This is a genomic window from Pseudomonas sp. 7-41 (assembly GCF_021233075.1).
Classification (GTDB): Bacteria; Pseudomonadota; Gammaproteobacteria; order Pseudomonadales; family Pseudomonadaceae; genus Aquipseudomonas; species Aquipseudomonas veronii.
Genome location: NZ_CP089551.1, coordinates 4930962 through 4949127, shown reverse-complemented (window position 1 = coordinate 4949127; position 18166 = coordinate 4930962). Strand labels below are relative to the sequence as shown.

Here is an 18166-nt window from a genome sequence, read left to right as displayed (position 1 = left end):
ACATCCGGCAGGTCGGCTTTGAAGATCGAGTCGAAGGCCACGGCAACGCTCCTTTACGTGAGTTGATCGGCGATGTGCTGCGGCACGGCGATGGGGATTTCCAGCAACTGCTGGGCAAACGCCTTGCCCTGCGGGTCGATGCGCAGGCTGGCGATGCCGCCGCCGCCCAAGGCGTTTTCCAGCAGGAAGTTGAGGCTGTGGCTGCCGGGCAGGTACCAGCGTTCGACGCGACCGTGGACCGGGTCGAGCACGTGGCCCATCCAGTCGACGACCACGGCCGGGGTCAGGGCTTCGGCGATCCACGGCAGGTACGCCGGGTCGCGGGCAATCACCCCGATGTTGCTGTGGTTGCCCTTGTCGCCGGAACGGGCCACCGCGAGTTTCACCAGGGGTACGCTGGCATCGGCGCGGCCTTGGGGTTTGGGCGGTTCGAGGGCGGCCGCCGGCGTGCCCAGTGCGTGGCTGGCCGGGAGCGCGCAAGCGTGGCGTTCACCCTGCAAATCAAGCGCCAGCTCACAGGACGATTTATCGATCAGGAACGAAAACAGTCGAATCAACGGATACACCGTCGGCCGCCCGCCGACGATGCCGGTCAGCCCCGGCGCCATGCCGGTGGCGGCCTGGGCGATTTCGCGGGCGAACAGCACCAGCGCCGGCTTGCTCGGGTGGCGCACCGCCAACTTCACCACCACCTCGCGGCAGTCCCGGCGTCGCGCATGCGCGCCGTAGGTGGCTTCGCTGCCGAGCAGTTCGATGTTCACCTCGGTGTAGGGCGCCCAACCGCGCTGGCTGAACAGCTCCGACGTCTTGTCGATAATCGCCTGGGCGACCCGCTCGGCCTTGGCCACCGCGTCGATCCCGGCGATCAGGCAACTGGCGGTGCAGCGAAAGCCATCCGGGTAAGTGGCGCTGACTTTGTATTGAGCGGTCGGCGGCAAACCCTTGGCACCGTGCAGACGCACACTGTGTTTGCCTTGCTGCTGCAATTTGACCTGGCTGAAATCGCAGATCACATCGGGCAGCAAGTAGGCGCGCGGGTCGCCGATTTCGTAGAGCAGTTGTTCGGCCACGCTCAGCTCGCTGATCAACCCGCCGCTGCCCGCGACTTTATTCACGGTGAACTGGCCGTCGGCGCTGACGTCGACGATGGGAAAACCGATGTGCTCGTAATCCGGCACGTCGCGCCAATCGGTGAAGTTGCCGCCGGTACACTGCGCGCCGCATTCGATGATATGCCCGGCCAGGGCGGCCTGGGCGAGGCGGTCGTAGTCCTGCCATGACCAGTTGAATTCATGCACCAACGCGGCGCTGACCACCGCGCTGTCGACCACCCGCCCGGTGATGACGATGTCCGCCCCCAGCTCAAGCGCGCGGACAATGCCCGGCGCGCCGAGGTAGGCATTGGCGGACACGCACAGCGGCGGCAGCGGCGCGCCGTTGAACATGTCGACGCTGCCGCGCAGGTGTTTGAGTTGGGGCTGCAGGTCATCGCCCAGCAGCACTGCGATTTTCAGCGGCAGTTGCGCCGCGTCGCAGGCCGCTTGCAGGGCGGCGGCGCAGGCCTGGGGGTGGATGCCCCCCGCGTTGCTGATCACGCGGATGCCCTGGCGTTGGATCTCGGCCAGCAGCGGCGACAGCACCTCGACAAAGTCCGTGGCGTAGCCGGCCTGGGGATCTTTGATCCGCGCAGCGGCGAGGATCGACATCGTGACTTCCGCCAGGTAGTCGAACACCAGATAGTCCAGCTTGCCGCCGTGTACCAACTGGGCGGCGGCGGTGCAGGTGTCGCCCCAGAAGGCGCTGGCGCAGCCGATGCGAACCGTCTTGCTCATGAGAAATCCTTCCTCGAATGGCTGGCGACGAGACTACCAAGCAAGCGCTTGGTTTGTAAACTCCGGGCACAAGTTTTCAGCCAAGCGCTTGCTTGGCTGGCAGGCACGGCCTAAATTGCCGGCCAAGATGTCAGCAGACGTAAAGGAGAGCAGCATGGATGAGCACAAAGCCCTGCGGGTGATGCGCGCCATGGTCGACGGCGGCCAATTGACCGACCCCGACAGTGCCCGGGGCAAGTTGCTGCAAACCGCGGCTCACCTGTTTCGCAACAAGGGTTTCGAGCGCACCACCGTGCGCGACCTGGCCGGTGCCGTGGGCATCCAGTCCGGCAGCATCTTTCATCACTTCAAGAGCAAGGACGAGATCCTGCGCGCGGTGATGGAAGAAACCATCCGCTACAACACTGCGCTGATGCGTGCGTCGCTGGAAGAGGCGAGCACGGTGCGCGAGCGCGTGCTGGCGCTGATTCGCTGCGAATTGCAGTCGATCATGGGCGGCAGCGGCGAAGCCATGGCGGTGTTGGTGTACGAGTGGCGTTCGCTGTCGGCCGAGGGCCAGGCCCAGGTGCTGGCTTTGCGTGATGTCTATGAAGCGATCTGGCTGCAGGTGCTGGGCGAGGCCAAGGCCGCCGGCTATATCAAGGGGGATGTGTTTATCGCCCGGCGCTTCCTCACCGGTGCCTTGTCCTGGACCACAACTTGGTTCCGCGCCGAGGGCAGCTTGACCCTCGAGCAGTTGGCCGAAGAGGCGTTGTTGATGGTTTTGAAGGCTGATTGAGGCGCAAGCTATTAATTTTCCGGTGGAAGTTGTCTCGCCAGACAAAAACGCCTAGCTTATTGCCATCAGCAGGTTAAACGGTGTGTGCCTTAATGTTTTCGCCATGGCGACTGGCTGCAGGACTTACTTTATGGGCACTGGGCACCGTTGCGTGGATGCCGGCTTCGGCTGCGCAATTGGTGAGGATCGGCGCTGCGCATTTTCCGCCGTACACCGTGCGCCCCGAGCAGGGCGCCGACACCGGATTACTGCCGCAGTTGGTCGAAGCCCTGAACGCCTCGCAAACCGATTATCAGTTCGTGTTGGTGCCGACCTCGATCCCGCGACGCTTTCGCGATTTCGAGCAGGGCCGGGTCGACGTGGCGATTTTCGAAAACCCCGACTGGGGCTGGCAGAAGATTCCTCACACCACGGTCGACATGGGCCTGGAAGATGCCGAAATCTTCGTCGCCCAGCGTGAGCCCGATCGCGACCAGAATTATTTCGCCAGCCTTGGCGGCAAGCGCCTGGCGGTATTCAGCGGTTATCACTACGCCTTCGCCAACTTCAATGCCGACCCCAAGTTCATGGCCGAGCACTTCAACGCGACGTTGACCTACTCCCATGACAGCAACCTGCTGATGGTCGCGCGCGGTCGCGCCGATATCGCCCTGGTGACCCGCTCGTACCTGAGTGATTTTCTGGCGCGCAACGTCGACATGGCCGCCCAGTTCCTGATCTCGGAGCGCGTCGACCAGGTGTACCACCACTACGCGTTGCTGCGGCCCAAAGCGCCGATCAGCAGCGCAGCGTTTGCCGGCCTGCTCAAACGTTTGCGCGATGACGGCGAGCTGTTGAAGATATTCGAGCCCTATCGCATCGATGTGACGGCGGTGCCCTGAGGTTTCGGGAGACCAGGCTTCGCGCCGGGGCGAGTTTCAGAGCCGCCGTGCAAATGTATCGCTGTGACTGCCCGACACCTTGCGGCAATGCACCAGCGCATCGCGAATCATGAAGTTGACCAGGGTCGGCGAGACGCCGAGTTCCTTGGCGATGTCCTTTTGCGGCACGCCGTGCAGACGGTACATCTCGAACGCATAGCGGGTGCGCTGGGGCAGTTCCGTCAGGGCGTCGGCGATGTTCTCCAGGGTGTTGAAATTGATGTGCGAAGTTTCCGGTGACGCGCCCTGAATCACCACATTCAAGCCTTCCTCTTCGGTCCCCGAATATTTGAGCTCCAGGGCCTGCTTGCGATAGTGATCGATCGCCAGGTTGCGCACGATCTGGAACAGATAACTCAATTGCGCCTTGAACGATGAGGTGATCGTCGGCGCCGATTGCAGCCGGAAGTAGGCATCCTGCACGACGTCTTCGGCCCGGGAGCGGCAGCCGGTAATACGTGCTGCGATCTTTACCAGAATCAGCCGATTATCGACGAATGCCTGGAGCAGCGGTGAGTCGCACCTGCCTGTGGATACTTGTTCCGTCATGGAAATCACCTTGATCGCAAAAGAGGTTAGGGGAGGGCGTCCGTGCTGAGGCCTCCTACACATCGGGCAACAAATTATGCTGAATGATAATTATTGTCAAATGAGAAGTCTGACTGATTTTGTCCGTGGGCTGAAGGTGTGAACCCCGTCTCGCTCGTCCTCGACGACTAATTATTTGGCAGCGCCGTCCGTTCTTCTGGGTGACAGGTTCGTTGGTAAAACGGCCAAGGATCAGCACCCGCAGGAGGGCGAGATGGGTTTTTATCGTGCATATGGCGCGTTTCAGGTGGGGGGCGTCGAGCGATGAGCGCGCCGACTCGACTGCGCCTGTTCTGCCTGCCTTATTCGGGGGCCAGCGCCATGGTGTACGTGCGTTGGCGGCGTGTTCTGCCGGACTGGTTGCAGGTGTGCCCGCTGGAGTTGCCGGGGCGCGGTATGCGGATGGACGAGCCGTTGCAATGCGACATCGGCGCCTTGGCCGCGCAGTTGGCGGATGAAATCAGTCGTGACCTGAACGGCCCCTACGCGTTGTTCGGCCACAGCCTTGGCGGCCTGCTGGCGTTCGAGCTGGCGCACGCGCTCAAAGCGCGCAACGTGCCTGCGCCGCTGGCGCTGTTTGCGTCCGGCACCGCCGGCCCGGCGCGGCGCGACGTCAGCGAGTACGCCCGCGAAAAGACCGATGAGCAACTGATCGCCCGCTTGCGCGACCTGCAAGGCACCGCCGAAGCAGCCCTGGCCAACCGCGAATTGATGCAGTTGATGCTGCCGATCCTGCGCGCCGACTTCCTGCTCTGCGGCAGCTTCGCCTACGGCCGACGCGAGCCGCTGGGCATGCCGATCCATGTGTTCGGCGGCAAGCAGGACAGCGTGCGCGCCGACCAGTTACTCGACTGGCAGGCAGACGCCGCCAGCGGGTTTTCCCTGGACCTGTTCGACGGCCACCACTTCTTTCTGGTGCAGCACGAAAGCGCGGTGCTGCGCTGTGTGCGGCGCTACGCCGAGGAACACCTGGCGCGCTGGCGCAATGGCGCGGCGCGGCGACTGACCGCCGGCTGAACCCTTCCCGATTTTCCCGTAAGCCGATTTCAGGCAGGAACCCCCATGATGGACGCCTTCGAACTTCCCCGCACCCTGGCCCAGTCCCTTCAACGCCGCGCCGCGCAGACTCCGGAGCGGATCGCTCTGCGTTTCCTCGCTGAGTCCGCCGAACACAACGTGGTCCTCAGCTACCGCGACCTCGACCGACGCGCCCGTGCCATCGCCGCCGCCCTGCAGGCCAACGCCGACCTGGGCGACCGTGCCGTGTTGTTGTTCCCCAGCGGGCCGGACTATGTGGCGGCGTTCTTCGGTTGCCTGTACGCCGGGGTGATCGCGGTGCCGGCCTATCCGCCGGAGTCCGCTCGTCACCATCACCAGGCGCGCTTGCTGTCGATCATCGCCGACGCCGAACCGCGCCTGTTGCTGACCATCGCCAGCCTCGGCGATGACTTGGCGCAAATCGAAAACGCGCCGCCGCTGTTGGCGGTCGACACCCTCGACAGCGCGCTTGCCGAGCGCTGGGTCGCCACCGATGTGCAAGCCGACGACATCGCCTTCCTGCAATACACCTCGGGCTCCACCGCCTTGCCCAAGGGCGTGCAGGTCAGCCACGGCAATCTGGTCGCCAATGAACTGCTGATCCGGCGCGGTTTCGGCATCGACCTGAACCCGGATGACGTGATCGTCAGCTGGCTGCCGCTGTACCACGACATGGGCCTGATCGGCGGCCTGCTGCAACCGATCTTCAGCGGCGTGCCCTGCGTATTGATGTCGCCGGCGTACTTCCTCGGCCGGCCCTTGCGCTGGCTGGAAGCGATCAGCGAATACGGCGGCACCATCAGCGGCGGCCCGGATTTCGCCTATCGCTTGTGCAGCGAACGGGTCAGCGAATCGGCCCTGGAACGCCTGGATTTGAAGCGCTGGCGCGTGGCGTATTCCGGCTCCGAACCGATCCGCCTCGACACCCTGGAACGCTTCGCCGAGAAGTTCGCCCCGTGCGGTTTCACCGCGAACAACTTCTTCGCCTCCTACGGCCTGGCCGAAGCAACCCTGTTTGTCGCCGGCGGCCGCCGTGGCCACGGCATCCCGGCCCTGCGCCTGGATGCTCAGGCGCTGGCCGCCAACCGCGCCGAGCCGGGGCCGGGCGCGGCGATCATGAGTTGCGGCACACATCAGCCGGACCACGCGGTGCTGATCGCCGATCCCCACACCTTGAGCGAACTGCCTGACAACTGCGTCGGCGAACTCTGGGCCAGCGGCCCGAGCATTGCCCACGGCTACTGGCGCAACCCCGAAGCCAGCGCCAAGACCTTCGTCCAGCACGCCGGCCGCACCTGGCTGCGCAGCGGCGACCTGGGCTTTATCCGCGAGGGCGAGGTGTACATCACCGGGCGCTTGAAAGACCTGCTGATCGTGCGCGGCCACAACCTCTACCCGCAGGACATCGAGCAGACCATCGAGCGCGAAGTGGAGGTGGTGCGCAAAGGCCGGGTTGCGGCGTTCGCGGTGAATGAGCAGGGCCAGGAAGGCATCGGTATCGCCGCTGAGATCAGCCGCAGCGTGCAGAAAATCCTCGCGCCGCAAGCGCTGATCACGGCGATCCGCCAAGCCGTGGCCGAAGCCTATCAAGAGGCGCCGTGCGTGGTGGTGTTGCTCAACCCCGGCGCGTTGCCGAAGACCTCCAGCGGCAAGCTGCAGCGCTCGGCATGTGCGTTGCGTTACGCCGATGGCAGCCTCGACAGCTATGCGCAGTTCCCCGGCCTGCAAGGCGCGGCCAGTGATGTCGCGCTGGCGTCCACCTTGCAGACCCAGATCGCGGCGATCTGGTGCGAGCAGTTGCAGGTGGCGACGGTAGCGGCGGATGACCACTTCTTCCTGCTCGGCGGCAATTCCATCAGCGCGACCCAAGTGGTTGCGCGCCTGCGCGAAACCCTGGGCCTGGAACTGAACCTGCGCCTGCTGTTCGAAGCGCCGACCTTGTCGGCCTTCGCTGCCGATGTGGCACAGTTGCAGCAGGATGGCGGCGTCGCCCAAGGCACGATCCAGTGCTTGTCGCATGAGGATGAACTGCCGCAATCCCTCGCACAGAATCGCCTGTGGATCACCTGGCAACTCGACCCGCAGAGCCACGCATACACCATCCCCGGTGCCCTGCGCCTGCGCGGCGAGCTGGATGCAGACGCGGTGCGCGCCAGCTTCGCGCACCTGATCCAGCGCCACCCAGCCCTGCGCACGCGCTTCTACGAACGGGATGGGCAAGCCTTCCAACGGGTGTTGGCCAGCAGCGCATTCGACTTGCACGTCATCGACCTTGGTGACCTGCCCGCCGCCGCGCGCGAAGCCCGGGCGCAGCAGATCCGCGAGGAGCAGGCGCACACCGCGTTCGACCTGGAAAACGGCCCGTTGCTGCGGGTGAGCCTGGTGCGCCTGGACGACGAAGATCATCAGTTGCTGGTGACGCTGCATCACATCATCGCCGACGGCTGGTCGCTGAATATCCTCATCGATGAGTTCTCGCGCCTGTACGCCGCGGCGTCCCAGGGCCAGCCCCTGCAACTGCCGCCACTGGCCGTGCAATACGCCGACTACGGCAACTGGCAGCGCCAATGGTTGGCCGAGGGCGAAGGCCAGCGGCAACTGGCGTACTGGAAGGCGCAGTTGGGAGACGAACACCCGGCCTTGAGCCTGGCCACCGATCACCCGCGTGCGGCGCGGCAACGCAACAGTGCTTCGCGCCACAGCGTGCGTCTGGGCGCAAGCCTCAGCGCGGCGATTCGCCAGACTGCCCAGGCCAACCAATCGACGCCGTTCATGCTGTTGCTCGCGGCGTTCCAGACCTTGCTCTACCGCTACAGCGGCCAGCGCGACATCCGCATCGGCGTGCCCAGCGCCAACCGCCCGCGCCAGGAAACCCAAGGCCTGGTCGGCTTCTTTATCAACACCCTGGTACTGCGCGCCGAGCTGGACGGGCGCCTGCCGTTCAACCAGCTGTTGGCGGCCACGCGCCAGGCGGCAGTGGGCGCCCAGGCTCATCAGGATCTGCCCTTCGAGCAACTGCTCGAAGCGTTCCCCCACGCCCGCGAACAGGGCCTGTTCCAGGTGATGTTCAACCATCAGCAGCGCGACCTCGGCGCTTTGCGTCGCCTGCCGGGCCTGCTCGCCGAAGAGCTGGCGTGGCACAGCCGCGAAGCCAAGTTCGACCTGCAATTGCACAGCGAAGAAGACCGCAACGGGCGCCTGAGCCTGGCGTTCGACTACGCCGACGAATTGTTCGAAAGCACCACCATCCAACGCCTGGCCGAGCACTTCATCAACCTGCTGCACGCCGTGTGCGAGCAACCGCAGCGGGCCCTCGGCGACCTCAAATTGATGCAACACGACGAACAGCGGCCCTGGAGCGAAGCGCCTTGCGCGCCGGCCCGGCAATGGTTGCCCGAACAGCTCAACCAACACACCTCGGACCGCACCGCGCTGGTCTGGCAGGGCGGCAGCCTGAGCTTTGCCCAACTGCACACCCAGGCCAACCGCCTGGCCCATTACCTGCGCGACAAGGGCGTCGGCCCCGACGTGTGCGTGGCCATCGCCGCCGAGCGTTCGCCGCAACTGTTGATCGGCCTGCTGGCGATCATCAAGGCCGGCGGCGCCTACGTGCCGCTGGACCCGGATTACCCCGCCGAGCGCCTGGCCTACATGCTCAAGGACAGCGGCGTCCACCTGCTGCTGACCCAGACCGCGTTGCTGGCGCAATTACCCACGGCCGAAGACGTGTGCGTGATCGCCATGGACAGCCTGCACCTCGACCGCTGGCCGACCCAGCCGCCGGGCCTGCATCTGGACGGCGAGCACCTCGCCTACGTGATCTACACCTCCGGCTCCACCGGCCAGCCCAAGGGCGTGGGCAACACTCATGCGGCCCTGGCCGAGCGCTTGCAGTGGATGCAGGCCACCTACGCGCTGAATGACAACGACGTGCTGCTGCAAAAAGCCCCGATCAGTTTCGACGTGTCGGTGTGGGAGTGCTTCTGGCCGCTGATCACCGGCTGCCGCCTGGTGTTGGCGGGGCCGGGCGAGCAGCGCGACCCGCAGCGCATCGCGCAACTGGTGCAGGCCCATGGCGTGACCACTCTGCACTTTGTGCCGCCGCTGTTGCAGCTGTTTATCGACGAGCCGTTGGCGGCCGAATGCACCAGCCTGCGCCGTCTGTTCTGCGGCGGCGAAGCCTTGCCCGCCGAGTTGCGTGACCGTGTGCTTGCGCGGTTGCCGGCGGTGCAGTTGCACAACCGTTATGGCCCGACCGAAACCGCGATCAACGTCACCCATTGGCACTGCCGCGCCGAGGATGGCGAGCGCTCGCCGATTGGCCGACCGCTGGGCAATGTGATCTGCCGCGTGCTCGACGAACAGCTCAACCCGTTGCCAGCGGGGGTGCCGGGCGAGCTGTGCATCGGCGGCATCGGCCTGGCACGCGGTTACCTCGGCCGCGCCGGGCTCACCGCCGAGCGTTTTGTCGCCGACCCCTTGGGCGCGCCGGGCAGCCGTCTGTATCGCAGCGGTGACCGCGCACGCTGGAGCGCTGACGGCGTGCTCGACTACCTCGGTCGTCTCGATCAGCAGGTCAAGTTGCGCGGCTTTCGCGTCGAACCGCAAGAAATCGAAGCGCGCCTGCTGGCCCTCGACGGTATCGCCCAGGCCGTGGTGCTGGTGCGCGATGATCAATTGATCGGCTATTACACCGCCACTGCCGCGCTCGACGCCCAAACCGTCAAAGCCGCCCTGGCCGCCGGGTTGCCGGAATACATGGTACCTGCGCACCTGATGCGCCTGGACGCCATGCCCCTGAGCCCGAGCGGCAAGCTGGACCGCCGTGCGCTGCCCGAGCCGGTGTGGCAAACCCGCGAACACGTTGACCCCGAGAGCCCGTTGCAGCAGCAGATTGCGGCGATCTGGCGCGAAGTGCTGGGCCTGCCGCGGATCGGCCTGCGCGATGATTTTTTCGCCCTCGGCGGCCATTCGTTGCTGGCCACGCAAATCATCTCGCGCACCCGCCAGGCGTGTGACGTCGAGCTGCCGTTGCGCACCCTGTTCGAAGCCAGCGAACTCGGCGCGTTTGCCGAGCAGGTCGGGCAGATCCAGGCCGCCGGCCAACGCAACCAACAGACCGCCATCGCCCAGGTCGACCGCAGCCGGCCGGTGCCGCTGTCCTATTCCCAGCAGCGGATGTGGTTCCTCTGGCAGTTGGAGCCGGACAGCCCGGCGTACAACGTCGGCGGCATGGCGCGTTTGCGCGGGGTGCTCGACGTGGGGCGTTTCGAGGCCGCGTTGCAGGCCTTGGTCATGCGTCACGAAACCCTGCGCACCACCTTCCCGAGCGTCGATGGCGTGGCCCAGCAGCAGGTGTCGGCGCAGACCGGCCTGCGCATGGGCTGGCAGGACTTCTCGGCGCTGAGCCACCTCGAATGCGAGCAACGCTTGCAGCAGCTGGCCGATGTCGAGGCGCACACGCCGTTCAACCTGGAAACCGGGCCGCTGTTGCGCGTGTGCCTGGTCAAGGCCGGCGCGCAGGAGCATTACCTGGTGCTGACCTTGCACCATATCGTCACCGAAGGCTGGGCCATGGACATCTTTGCCCGTGAACTCAGCGCGCTGTACGAAGCCTTCATCGATGAGCGCGACTCGCCGCTGGCGCCGCTGCCGGTGCAGTACCTCGACTACAGCGTGTGGCAGCGCCAGTGGCTGGAGTCCGGCGAGCGCCAGCGCCAGCTCGATTACTGGATCGCGCAATTGGGTTATGAGCATCCGCTGCTGGAACTGCCCGGCGACCGCCCGCGGCCGCCGGTGCAAAGCCACCGCGGCGGGCTGTACCGTTTTGATTTGAGCGACGAACTGGCCGCGCGCGTTCGGGCCTTCAATGCTGCGCACGGCCTGACCCTGTTCATGAGCATGACCGCCACCCTGGCGGTGTTGCTCTACCGCTACAGCGGCCAGACCGACCTGCGCATCGGCGCTCCGGTGGCCAATCGGATTCGCCCGGAAAGCGAAGGGCTGATCGGCGCTTTCCTCAACACCCAGGTACTGCGTTGCCGGCTCGACGGGCAGATGAGCGTCGGTGAGTTGTTCGAGCAAGTCCGTCACACCGTGATCGAGGGCCAGTCTCACCAGGACCTGCCGTTCGACCATCTGGTGGAAGCGCTGCAACCACCGCGCAGCGCGGCGTACAACCCGCTGTTCCAAGTGATGTGCAACGTGCAGCGTTGGGAATTCCAGCAGCGCCGCCAACTGGGCGGGATGAGCGTCGAGTACCTGGCCAACGATGCGCGTGCGACCAAGTTCGACCTCAACCTGGAAGTCACCGACCTCGACCATCGCCTGGGATGCTGCCTGACCTACAGCACCGATTTGTTCGATGAGCCGCGCGTTGCGCGCATGGCCGAACATTGGTGCAACCTGCTTGAAGCGCTGATCGCCGACCCGCAGCAACGCCTCAGCGAACTGCCGATGCTGGGTGCCGACGAGCAGCACGCATTGCAGCGCAGCCTGGGGAGCGACGCGGCTGAACAGCGCCTCGACCAGTGCCTTCACTCACTGTTCAACCAGCAGGCACTGGCTCGTTCCGACGCGCCGGCACTGACGTTTGCCGGTGAGACCCTCAGCTACCGCGAACTGAATGCCCGCGCCAACCGCCTGGCCTGGATGCTGCGCGAGCGTGGCGTCGGCCCGCAGGTGCGGGTCGGCCTGGCGTTGCCGCGCTCCCTGGAAATGGTCATCGGCCTGCTGGCGATTCTCAAGGCCGGCGGCGCCTATGTGCCGCTGGACCCGGAGTACCCGCTGGACCGCCTGCATTACATGATCGAAGACAGCGGCATCGGCTTGCTGCTCAGTGATGCGGCGATGTTCGCCGCCCTCGGTGAACTGCCGGCGACGCTGGCGTGCTGGTGCCTGGAAGACGACCTGCCGGTGCTGGCGAACTACCCGGCCAGTGAGCCGCCGTTTCTCAGCCTGCCGCAACACCCGGCGTACCTGATCTACACCTCCGGCTCCACCGGCAAGCCGAAAGGTGTGGTGGTGTGCCACGGCGAAATCGCCATGCACTGCCAGGCCGTGATCGAGCGTTTCGGCATGCGCCCGGATGACTGTGAGCTGCACTTCTATTCGATCAACTTCGACGCCGCCACCGAGCGTTTGCTGGTGCCGTTGCTCAGCGGCGCACAACTGGTATTGCGCGCCCAGGGCCAGTGGGATGCCGAGCAGATCTGCGGGCTGATCCGCACCCATCGCATCAATGTGCTGGGCTTCACCCCGAGCTACGGCAGCCAGTTGGCGCAATGGCTGGCAACCCAGCGGCAGACCTTGCCGGTGCGGTTGTGCATCACCGGCGGCGAGGCGCTGACCGGCGAACACCTGCAGCGCATCCGCGCCGCGTTCCAGCCGCAGGTGTTTTTCAACGCCTACGGCCCGACTGAAACCGTGGTGATGCCGCTGGCCGGCCTCGCACCGCAGCACTTGGCGGAGGGCGTCGGCAGCGTGCCGATCGGCAGCATCGTCGGCGCCCGCGTGGCCTATATTCTCGACGCCGACCTGGCCCTGGTGCCGCAAGGCGCGAGCGGCGAGTTGTACGTCGGCGGGGCAGGGCTGGCGCAGGGTTATCACCAGCGTCCGGGGATGACGGCGGAGCGTTTTGTCGCGGACCCCTTCGCGGCCCGTGGCGGTCGCCTGTACCGCACCGGCGATCTGGTGCGCCAACTGAGCGATGGCCAGGTGGAATACCTCGGGCGGATCGACCATCAGGTGAAGATCCGTGGTTTCCGCATCGAACTGGGCGAGATCGAAACGCGCCTGCTTGAACATCCCGCCGTGCGGGAAGCGGTGGTGCTGGCGCTGGATTCGCCGAGCGGCAAACAGCTGGTGGCCTATCTGGCCAGCGACGCCGAGCACGGCCCCTTGCGCGACGCCTTGAAGGCGCACCTCAAAGCGCAACTGCCGGACTACATGGTGCCCGCCCATTGGCTCGTGCTGGACAGCATGCCGCTGACCGCCAACGGCAAGCTCGACCGCCGCGCCTTGCCGCCGCCGGATGCCGAGGCGAATCGCCAACACTACGTGGCGCCGCGCAACGCGCTGGAGCAGGCGTTGGCGGCGATCTGGTGCGCGGTGTTGAACGTGCAGCAGGTCGGTCTCGACGATAACTTTTTTGAACTGGGCGGCGATTCGATCCTGTCGATCCAGGTGGTCAGCCGTGCGCGCCAGGCCGGGATTCACTTCAGCCCGCGGGATTTGTTCCAGCACCAGACCGTACAGACCCTGGCCGCCGTCGCCACGCGCGCCGAGCAGGTCAGCGCCGAGCAAGGCGTGCTGAGCGGCCGCTCGGGGCTCACGCCGATCCAGCAGTGGTTCTTCGAGACAGAGATTCCTGCGCGTCAACACTGGAACCAGGCGCTGGTGCTCAAACCGCTGCAACTGCTCGATCCCCATCGCCTGGAGCAAGCCCTGCTGGCGGTGCTGGAACAGCATGACGCGCTGCGCCTGAGCTTCACCCGGCGCAACGCGCAATGGCACGCCGAACACCTGGCCGTGCCGGAGGGCGGTGTGCTGATGCAGGCGCAAGTGTGTGATCTGCAACAGTGCAGCGCGTTGTTCAGCGACACCCAACGCAGCCTCGACCTGGCCCACGGCCCGCTGTTGCGCGCGTTGCTGGTGGACGGCCCGCAAGGCCAGCAGCGCCTGCTGATCGTGATCCATCACCTGGTGGTGGATGGTGTGTCGTGGCGTGTGTTGCTTGAGGATCTGCAAAACGGCTATCGCCAATTGAGCGACGGCCAATCCGTCAGCCTGCCGGCCAAGACCAGTGCCTTGCGCGACTGGGCCGCCCGCTTGCAGGCCTATGCCGGCAGCGAATCCCTGCGCGAAGAATTGTGCGTCTGGCAGGAGCGCTTGGCCGGTGCGGCGGTGCCCTTGCCGGTGGCGCGCCCGCACGGCGCATTGCGCCATCGCGATGCCGAGACGCTCAGTGTGCGCCTGGACGCCGAACGCACCCGCCAGTTACTGCAACAAGCCCCCAGCGCTTATCGCACCCAGGTCAACGACCTGCTGCTGACTGCCCTGGCCCGCGTACTGTGCCGCTGGAGCGGTCACGCCTCAGCGCTGATCCAACTGGAAGGCCACGGCCGCGAAACCCTGTTCGATGAGATCGACCTGACCCGCAGCGTCGGCTGGTTCACCAGCGCCTATCCGGTGCGCCTGACGCCGCTGGCGGAGCAGGGCGCATCGATCAAAGCCATCAAGGAGCAACTGCGCGGCGTGCCGCACAAAGGCCTGGGCTACGGCGTGCTGCGCTACCTGGCGGACGACCTGTGCAAACAGACGATGGCCGCACTGCCGAGTGCCGACATCACCTTCAACTACCTCGGCCAGTTCGACCAGAGCTTCGGCGCCGATGCACTGTTCCACCCGCTGGAGGAATCCGCCGGCCCCGCCCATGACCCGGATGCGCCGCTGCCCAACGAACTGAGTGTCGACAGCCAGGTGTACGGCGGCGAACTGGTGCTGCGCTGGACCTTCAGCCGCGCACGCCACGATCAGCAGACGATTGGCGAGTTGGCCGCGGCCTACCTGGACGAACTGCACAGCCTGATCGCCCATTGCCTCAAGGACGGTGCCGGCGGCCTCACGCCTTCCGACTTCCCCCTGGCGCGCCTGACCCAGGCGCAGTTGGACGCCTTGCCGGTGCCCGCCAGTGCGATCGAAGACGTGTACCCGCTGACCCCGATGCAGGAAGGCCTGCTGCTGCATACCCTGCTTGAACCGGGCACCGGCCTCTACTACATGCAGGACCGCTACCGCATCGACAGCGCCCTCGACCCCGAGCGTTTCGCCCAGGCCTGGCAAGCGGTGATCGCCCGTCACGAAGCCTTGCGCGCCTCGTTCTGCTGGAACGTTGGCGAGGACATGCTGCAAGTGATCCACAAACCCGGCAGTACGCCGATCGAGTACCTGGACTGGCGCGCCGTTGCCGAGGCCGAACAGGAACCGCGCCTGCAAGCGCTGCTCAAGGCCGAGCGCGAAGCCGGTTTCGATCTGCTCAACCAGGCGCCGTTCCACCTGCGTCTGATCCGCGTCGCTGAAGCGCGCTACTGGTTCATGATGAGCAACCACCACATCCTCATCGATGCCTGGTGCCGTTCGCTGTTGATGAATGATTTCTTCGACCTCTACACGGCCCTCGGCGCAGGCCACGACGCGCAACTGGCCACGCCGCCGCGTTATCGCGACTACATCGCCTGGCTGCAACGCCAGAACCTGAGTGCGGCGCGCCAGTGGTGGCAGCACAACCTGCGGGGCTTCGAGCGCACCACGCCGATCCCCAGCGACCGCCCGTTCCTGCGCGAACACGCCGGTGGCAGCGGCGGCATGGTAGTGGGCGATTGCTACACCCGCCTCGATGCCCGCGACGGTATACACCTGCGCGAACTGGCCCAGGCCCATCAACTGACCGTCAACACCTTTGCCCAGGCCGCATGGGCCCTGGTGCTGCGGCGCTTGAGCGGCGAGCGTGACGTGCTGTTCGGCGTCACCGTGGCCGGGCGTCCGGTGGACATGCCGGACATGCAACGGACCGTCGGCCTGTTCATCAACAGCATCGCGCTGCGTGTGAAGCTGCCCGAGGAGGGCCAACAGTGCAGCGTGCGCCACTGGTTGAATGGCCTGCTCGACAGCAATATGCAACTGCGCGAGTACGAATACCTGCCGCTGGTGACCCTTCAGGAACACAGCGAATTGCCCAAGGGCCAACCGCTGTTCGACAGCCTGTTCGTGTTCGAAAACGCCCCGGTGGAAGTCTCGGTGCTCGACCGTGCGCAAAGCCTGAATGCTACCTCGGACTCCGGCCGCACCCACACCAACTTCCCGCTGACGGCCGTGTGCTATCCGGGCGATGAGCTTGGTTTGCACCTGTCCTACGACCAGCGTTACTTCGATGAAAGCACCGTGCAGGGCATGTTGAGTGAGTTCAAGCGCCTGCTGCTGGCGCTGATGCAGGGTTTTCATGGCGACATGGCCGAGCTGCCATTGATGGGCGCGCAGGAGCGTGAATTCCTGGTACACGGCTGCAACCGGAGCGAGCACGCCTACCCGCTGGAGCGCAGCTATATCGAGCTGTTCGAAGCCCAGGTGGCGCAGCATCCGCAACGCATCGTCGCCACGTGCCTCGACCGACAGTGGACGTATGCCGAGTTGAACCGGCGCAGTAACGGCCTGGGCCACGCACTGATCGCCGCGGGTGTCGGCCTGGATCAGCCGGTGGCATTGCTGGCGGAGCGCAGTCTCGATTTGCTCGGCATGATCATCGGTAGCTTCAAGGCCGGTGCCGGTTACCTGCCGCTCGACCCGGGGCTGCCCGGTCAGCGTCTGAGCCGGATTATCGAGCTGAGCCGCACCCCGTTGCTGGTGTGTACCGAGGCGTGTCGCGAGCAGGCCATTGAGCTGCTGCAAGGCGTGGAATGCCAGTTGCTGGTGTGGGAGGAGGTGCCTGCTCGTGGGGCAAACCCCGGCATTTACAGTGGCCCGGACAACCTTGCCTATGTGATCTATACCTCGGGCTCCACCGGCCAGCCCAAAGGCGTGATGGTCGAACAGCGCGGCATGCTCAACAACCAGTTGAGCAAGGTGCCGTACCTGGACCTGAGCCCGGTGGATGTGATCGCGCAAACCGCCTCGCAGAGTTTCGATATTTCGGTGTGGCAGTTCCTTGCCGCGCCGCTGTTCGGCGCGCGGGTGGATATCGTGCCGAATGCCGTCGCCCACGATCCTCAGGGCTTGCTCGCCCATGTGCAGGCCCAGGGCATCAGCGTGTTGGAAAGCGTGCCGTCGCTGATCCAGGGCATGCTGGCCGAGGCACGCATCCGCCTGGACGGCCTGCGCTGGATGCTGCCGACCGGTGAAGCCATGCCGCCGGAGCTGGCGCAACAGTGGTTGCTGCGTTACCCCGAGATTGGCTTGGTCAACGCTTATGGTCCGGCGGAATGTTCGGATGATGTGGCGTTCTTCCGTGTCGACCTGGCCTCGACCCGGGGCACTTACCTGCCGATTGGTGCGCCGACCGACAACAACCGCTTGTACGTGTTGGACGCTGCACTGGCGTTGGTGCCGCAGGGCGCGGTGGGCGAGCTGTGCGTCGCCGGTACCGGCGTAGGGCGCGGTTACGTCAGCGACCCGCTGCGCACCGCCCAGGTGTTCGTGCCCAACCCGTTCGGCGCCGCGGGCGAGCGTCTGTACCGCAGCGGCGACCTGGCACGGCGACGCAGCGATGGGGTGCTGGAGTACGTCGGGCGTATCGACCATCAGGTGAAGATCCGCGGCTACCGCATCGAGCTGGGGGAAATCGAAGCGCGTCTGCATGAGCAAGCGGCAGTGCGCGACGCGGCGGTCGGGGTGCAGGAGGGCGTCAGTGGCAAGCATCTGGTCGGCTATCTAGTGGCCGCTGATGCTGCGTTCAACCCTGGCGAGTGCCTGGAGCGCATCAAGCAACACCTGCGTTCTGAACTGCCGGAATACATGGTGCCACTGCATTGGCTCTGGCTCGAGCGCCTGCCGCTCAACGCCAATGGCAAACTCGACCGTAACGCCCTGCCGGCCCTGGAGATCGGCCAGTTGCACAGCCAGGGCTACCTGGCGCCGCGCAATGAGCTGGAAACCACCTTGGCCGCAATCTGGGCCGAAGTGCTGAGAGTCGAAAGGGTGGGCGTGCAGGACAACTTCTTCGAACTTGGCGGGCACTCGTTGCTGGCCACGCAGATCGCCTCGCGCGTGCAAAAGACGTTGCAACGGGATGTGCCGTTGCGGGCGATGTTCGAGTGCAGCACGGTGGCGCAGTTGGCCGAGTACATCGATGGGCTGGCGGCGACAGCGATCAGTGCCGAGAAGGTGGATCGGTTGAGTGATTTGATGGCGGAGTTGGAGGGCCTGTAATTTTCGCTGCCTGCATGGGCCTCATCGGGGCAAGCCCCCTCCCACACTCGACCGGGCTCATGCCTTCAAATGTGGGAGGGGGCTTGCCC

General features: G+C 65.4%; 6 protein-coding genes. 4 read left to right on the top strand and 2 right to left on the bottom strand.

Translation table 11 applies throughout. The features are described 5' to 3' along the window. Positions 1-53 precede the first annotated feature (53 nt). Positions 54-1832, bottom strand: a complete 1779-nt coding sequence (locus LQ249_RS22310; protein WP_177029975.1) for an acyclic terpene utilization AtuA family protein — start codon at positions 1830-1832, stop codon at positions 54-56. Positions 1833-1986: 154 nt separating this feature from the next. Here LQ249_RS22310 and LQ249_RS22305 point away from each other — a divergent pair, with 154 nt between their 5' ends. Beyond that, a complete protein-coding gene (locus tag LQ249_RS22305) occupies positions 1987-2610 on the top strand; it encodes a TetR/AcrR family transcriptional regulator (RefSeq protein ID WP_046382540.1) in 624 nt (207 codons plus the stop codon). Positions 2611-2702: 92 nt separating this feature from the next. After that, positions 2703-3491 (top strand): substrate-binding periplasmic protein, encoded by a 789-nt coding sequence (locus tag LQ249_RS22300; RefSeq protein ID WP_079444439.1) that lies wholly within the window; start codon positions 2703-2705, stop codon positions 3489-3491. A 36-nt stretch (positions 3492-3527) separates the two neighbouring features. Here LQ249_RS22300 and LQ249_RS22295 read toward each other — a convergent pair whose 3' ends face one another. Then, complete coding sequence (locus LQ249_RS22295; RefSeq protein ID WP_017845800.1) at positions 3528-4079, bottom strand: RNA polymerase factor sigma-70; 552 nt, start codon at positions 4077-4079, stop codon at positions 3528-3530. A 303-nt stretch (positions 4080-4382) separates the two neighbouring features. Here LQ249_RS22295 and LQ249_RS22290 point away from each other — a divergent pair, with 303 nt between their 5' ends. Together LQ249_RS22290 and LQ249_RS22285 are read left to right on the top strand one after the other, a co-directional pair. Then, positions 4383-5135 carry a thioesterase II family protein gene (locus LQ249_RS22290; RefSeq protein ID WP_108524675.1) on the top strand — a complete coding sequence of 251 codons (753 nt, stop codon included), beginning with the start codon at positions 4383-4385 and terminating at the stop codon, positions 5133-5135. A 45-nt stretch (positions 5136-5180) separates the two neighbouring features. Continuing rightward, positions 5181-18077 carry a non-ribosomal peptide synthetase gene (locus LQ249_RS22285; protein WP_232565915.1) on the top strand — a complete coding sequence of 4299 codons (12897 nt, stop codon included), beginning with the start codon at positions 5181-5183 and terminating at the stop codon, positions 18075-18077. The last annotated feature ends 89 nt before the right edge of the window (positions 18078-18166 follow it).

Excerpts from the sequence above, each read along its gene's own strand:
- LQ249_RS22310 (WP_177029975.1), bottom strand. The coding sequence starts at position 1,832 with ATGAGCAAGACGGTTCGCATCGGCTGCGCCAGCGCCTTCTGGGGCGAC.
- LQ249_RS22305 (WP_046382540.1), top strand. The coding sequence starts at position 1,987 with ATGGATGAGCACAAAGCCCTGCGGGTGATGCGCGCCATGGTCGACGGC.
- LQ249_RS22300 (WP_079444439.1), top strand. The coding sequence starts at position 2,703 with ATGTTTTCGCCATGGCGACTGGCTGCAGGACTTACTTTATGGGCACTG.
- LQ249_RS22295 (WP_017845800.1), bottom strand. The coding sequence starts at position 4,079 with ATGACGGAACAAGTATCCACAGGCAGGTGCGACTCACCGCTGCTCCAG.
- LQ249_RS22290 (WP_108524675.1), top strand. The coding sequence starts at position 4,383 with ATGAGCGCGCCGACTCGACTGCGCCTGTTCTGCCTGCCTTATTCGGGG.
- LQ249_RS22285 (WP_232565915.1), top strand. The coding sequence starts at position 5,181 with ATGATGGACGCCTTCGAACTTCCCCGCACCCTGGCCCAGTCCCTTCAA.